The 4,495-nt window shown below is 35.2% G+C and carries 8 protein-coding genes; 5 read left to right on the top strand and 3 right to left on the bottom strand.

All coding sequences use genetic code 11. The features are described from left to right. Positions 1-108 precede the first annotated feature (108 nt). From RTL21_RS19310 to RTL21_RS19295, 4 genes are all read left to right on the top strand, one after another. Positions 109-702, top strand: coding sequence for a DUF2441 domain-containing protein (locus RTL21_RS19310; RefSeq protein WP_312098262.1), 594 nt, complete (start codon positions 109-111; stop codon positions 700-702). Between the two features lie 157 nt (positions 703-859). After that, positions 860-1,048, top strand: coding sequence for a hypothetical protein (locus RTL21_RS19305; RefSeq protein WP_312098260.1), 189 nt, complete (start codon positions 860-862; stop codon positions 1,046-1,048). 62 nt (positions 1,049-1,110) lie between these two features. Further along, positions 1,111-1,566, top strand: a complete 456-nt coding sequence (locus RTL21_RS19300) for a GNAT family N-acetyltransferase (protein ID WP_312098258.1) — start codon at positions 1,111-1,113, stop codon at positions 1,564-1,566. A 166-nt stretch (positions 1,567-1,732) separates the two neighbouring features. Continuing rightward, the gene (locus RTL21_RS19295; protein ID WP_312098256.1) at positions 1,733-1,879 is read left to right on the top strand and encodes a hypothetical protein; all 147 of its coding nucleotides are present in this window, start codon (positions 1,733-1,735) and stop codon (positions 1,877-1,879) included. An 85-nt stretch (positions 1,880-1,964) separates the two neighbouring features. Here the strand turns inward: RTL21_RS19295 and RTL21_RS19290 are convergent, their stop codons facing one another. The 3 genes from RTL21_RS19290 to RTL21_RS19280 are packed head-to-tail and all read right to left on the bottom strand — an operon-like array spanning position 1,965 to position 3,928. After that, entirely contained in the window at positions 1,965-2,375 is a 411-nt protein-coding gene (locus RTL21_RS19290; protein WP_312098255.1) for a cupin domain-containing protein, read from the bottom strand. Between the two features lie 32 nt (positions 2,376-2,407). Then, the gene (locus RTL21_RS19285) at positions 2,408-3,154 is read right to left on the bottom strand and encodes an SDR family oxidoreductase (RefSeq protein ID WP_312098253.1); all 747 of its coding nucleotides are present in this window, start codon (positions 3,152-3,154) and stop codon (positions 2,408-2,410) included. Between the two features lie 18 nt (positions 3,155-3,172). Continuing rightward, the gene (locus tag RTL21_RS19280; RefSeq protein ID WP_312098251.1) at positions 3,173-3,928 is read right to left on the bottom strand and encodes a carboxymuconolactone decarboxylase family protein; all 756 of its coding nucleotides are present in this window, start codon (positions 3,926-3,928) and stop codon (positions 3,173-3,175) included. Between the two features lie 228 nt (positions 3,929-4,156). On the opposite strand from RTL21_RS19280, the gene RTL21_RS19275 reads away from it, so the two are divergent. Next, positions 4,157-4,495, top strand: a 339-nt coding sequence (locus RTL21_RS19275; protein WP_312098249.1) for a TetR/AcrR family transcriptional regulator, incomplete at its 3' end; no start/stop codon positions are given.

The raw sequence follows: 4,495 nt of genomic DNA, 5'->3' as shown, positions 1-4,495 counted from the left end.
ACAGTTGAACATTTTGAGAGAGTTGAGCTTTAGTAATTTTGAAACCATTTAGTAAGTAACACAAAAAAATAAGAGAAGGTGTTTTGCATTCTAATAGGAGAGAGAACCATGAAAAAAGAATTTAATGCCTATCACATTGTTACGAATAAAAAAATGATACTTGGACAGGTGATTAACTTTGAAGAGGATCAAAAAAATACGTTATATCGCTTCTTTTTGGAAAAAGAACATGTAAATCAACAAGACGAAGATTGTATGCAAATTTTAACTAATCATTATACAGATGAAGGATTACACTTGGATAAAGACAATACCACAATACTTGTTAAGTATGCAGGTCACACAATGAGAGCGATTAGAGAAGTAATAGCTGAAATGGTGAGACTGCAAGAATTTCCAAACTATCCTTCCAGATTGTCCTGTTTATATGCTGCGAAAAGCTATGAAGAGGTTTTAAAATGGAAATCATTATTTGATTTTTATAATCGCAAAGTATTACAGATTGTTAAGCTTCGCGTGATAGGGAATTATTTTGAGGGAGATGGAGAGCTTTTGCCAAAGCTAGAAGCTGTTCCTTTCCATAGAAAAATAGAACAGGCTCGAGAATACTGGAAGGGCAATGTGAAAAATGAACTTCCTGAGCTTTTGATAAATGGAAAAATCGAAGTGGTAGAGATTATTGATGATTTTACATTAGGGTAATTAAAGTAAAAGTGATCGTAAAATTCGATAGAAGAGCGTTTGTGAAACCTATTTGTTCAACAAACGTATAAATTAAATAAATAGAGCAAATAACAAAAGCAGCTTTAAGCATGCACCATACGATACAGGATAATCTAACAAGAAGGAGAGACGAGATATGTTTAAATCTGAAATGGTAAACAGAATAGTTTCGCTGATTGGTTTTTGGATTATCGTAGTTTTTGTCTTGATTAATGATAATTCGATTGGAAGCAGTTTAATTTTTTGGAGCATAGTGGTTGTGTTTACAGCTTATGATTTATTTAGGATTGCAATTGCTGGGAAGGAAAATAAAAATCGCGTCTAAGTTAATAAGTGTATTAAGCTTAGAAAGAGTATTGTTTTTTAGCGCTTTTAAGGGGGAGAAAAATGATTGAATTAGCTTTAATGAATTCTGAAGAGTATCAAACATATCTTTCTTCAGCAATTAAATACTATGCGGAAGAAAAAGTTTTATCTGGAAATTGGAAGCAGGAAGAGTCCATAAGGAAGGCGGAAGAGGAATATACAAAACTTTTGCCAAAAGGAGAGAAGACGGAACGAAATTTTTTATACACCATTCGAAAAGATGACGAGGCAGTTGGCATTATATGGCTTGCGCAAAAGTCTGAAAAACTAGGATTTATCTATGATATACATATAGTTGAAAAATACCAAGGGAATGGCTATGCCAAGGAAGCACTAAAGCAAATAGAGAATGTTGGGCAGAAGTTAGGAATGAAAAAAATAGGTCTCCACGTTTTTGGTCATAATAAAGCAGCCCGAGGATTGTATGAGAAATTAGGGTATGAGACCACGAATGTTTTGATGGAAAAAGAAATTTAGAGGTGATTTTTCCATGGTGAATTAACTTATTTTTCTTCTTTCGATGACGATGTATTATGTTAAATAGGAACTGAACATTTGAATTTGAAAGCTCAAGAAGGACTAGTAATATATCATCACAAACTATTTAGATATCTAATAGAACAGAAGAATTAATAAAACTAAAGTGAAGCATTTAATATGGAACCTTCTTATAAAAAAGAAGACAATAGGCTATGCTTACATAGTTACTGGAGAAGTTGGACCAATTGAATTTTATAAAAAAGCTTGTGATGTTGTTGTCAATCCGAAGAAAATGGAAAGAGGGTTTTAATTTTTGAAATAGAATTTTTAAATTATAGTACTTAAGATTAAAATAAAAAGCCCTGAATAACAGGGCAATTCCTTAACCTTAGTAATTAGATTAATTTGTTATATTCCTCATCTGTTACTGGTTCTAACCATTCAGGTGTACCTGATGTGATGGCAATGTGTTCGAACCAGCTGTCTTTAGTAGCACCATGCCAGTGTTTTACACCATCATGGGTGACAATAACATCACCAGCTTTTAAAAATTGAGCTGGTTTTCCTTGTTCTTGGTACCAGCCTTCGCCACCAGTCACTAATAAAAGCTGAAATCCATCATGGTGAATATGCCAGTTATTTCTGCATCCTGGTTCAAAGGTTACATTCCCAACACCAACATTCACTTTAGGATCAGCAATTAATGTTTTAAGATAACTTTGTCCCACAAAAAATTGGGCATATGCTTCATTTTTCTCGCCAACTGGGAAAATAACGCCATTTTTTACTTCCTCATGTTTAGCCATTTACATTCCTCCAATAAACATTCCTATTTTTATTAACCAACTTGAACAGTTGGTCGGATAATCATTTCATTTATTCCAACATCTGCTGGCTGCTCAATGGCAAAAGCAATTGCATGAGCAATTCGATCAGCATCAATAGCAACCTGGTAAAATTCATCTAAACCTGCTTTCATTGCTGGGTCTGTTGTTGTTTCTAATAATTCACTGGTTACAGCCCCAGGAGAAATATTGGTTACACGGATATTTGTTCCATTCATTGCTTCTTCCTGTCGTAAACCTTCTGAAATTGCTTTTACTGCAAATTTTGTACCACAATATACTGTTCCACCTGGGTAGATATTATGTCCAGCCACCGAAGAAAGATTAATAACATGACCAAATTTGCGTTTTCTCATGGATGGAACAATAGCAGCGATGGCATACAAAACACCTTTGATGTTGACATCAATCATCATATCCCATTCTTCTACTTTATTTTCTGTAAGGAAGGCTTGTGGCATGATTCCTGCGTTGTTGATTAATACGTCGATTTTTCCAAATTCTTTAAGAGCTAGAGCCGCTAGTTCATCCATTTGTTCTCGGGAAGTCACATCTGTTACTTTAAAAATAGCCTGACCACCATTTGCTTTTATTTCATCTTGTAATTTAGCTAAACGCTCTTCACGACGAGCAGCTAGTACCAACTTTGCACCTTTTGATGCGAGTTCTTTTGCAGTTGCTTCTCCAATCCCAGAAGAAGCACCGGTAATAATGACAACTTTATCTTGAATATTAGACATAATAGATAACACCCTTTCTTATTTTTCAGGAATCATTTCATTCACGCAGGCTAATGCATTTAGTGTTCTTGGAAAGCCCGTGTAAGGAAGACAGTGGGTGATAGCGCTAATCAAAGTTTCCTTATCATTTCCCACATTTAGATTCCCTTGCACATGTGCCTTGACTTGAGCTTCAGCACCACCTAGGCTACTTACGATACAAATAGTCAGCAATTCTCGTGTTTTTAAATCAAGTCCACCACGGGTATAGAAATCTCCGAAGCAAAAGGCGGAAAGATAATCTTGGATATGTTTTTGATTTTCCGGAGCATTTGCTCGCATTTTTTCAATCACCTCACCAAATATTTCTACTTGTATGGCGAGTCCGCTATCAAAACGAGTATCTTCATCTACAGAATGTTGGCTTTCAATAGGTAATACAATATTCTCCGCCTTGAAAACTTCGTTGAGTTCATTAATGGCATTTAATGTTTTGGGGAATCCAATATAGGGAGTACATTGATAAACTGCCTCTTTTATTTCTTTTGCTGTTAGCCCAACGTTTAGGGCCGCGCTGACATGTGCCCTAAGCTGAGGTAATGTCTGGTTGGCTGTAAGCACCACCAAGGTGATTAACTCACGCTGTTTATCATCCAGATTCCCTTGATAGAAAACTTCCCCAAAAACAAAGTGACTTAAAATATTTTGAAAATCAGGGTCAGTAGAATAGAGAGTAGGTACTCCGGTGCCAAATAGTTGCTTGAATTTTTCCTTGCTTTTTTCAACACGATTCATAGCTCAACCTCCTATGTGCATTTTGATTTACGCTTCTATCATGTGAAGGTAGTTGAATAAGTAATAAATACACCTTGATGTAATATTGCACATCTGTGTATAATTATAAACGTTATAATAATACCTACAATGACCAATTAACTTAGATTTGTGTATTATTGCACAGATGAAGGGGAATTGTGCATTTGTTAATAGAAAATTGGTGATGTGCATATGAGGGAGAATAGAATGGATAGAAGGGTAATCAAATCACAAGAAGCAATCAAGAGTGCTTTTATTGAGCTAATGACAGAAAAGGCTATTGATATAATTACGATTCAAGATATTGCTGACAGAGCAAATGTCGGTCGGAGAACCGTTTATCTTCATTATTTAGATAAATATGATTTGCTGGAAAAACTAATTGAAGAGCATATAAACGAATTAAGAAAACTATGCAGATCTGCATCTGAATTAAGCTTTACTGAGGGGAATTTGATGTGGTTTGAATACTTTGAACATCATTCTTCCTTCTTTACGTCTATGTTTGCTAGTAAAGGTGCGCCTGTTTTTCGCAATCAGTTCCTA

The organism is Niallia sp., from assembly GCF_031978665.1.
Classification (GTDB): Bacteria; Bacillota; Bacilli; order Bacillales; family Cytobacillaceae; genus Niallia.
Note: the sequence above shows the minus strand (reverse complement) of the source record. Positions and strands in the feature narration are given on the sequence as shown.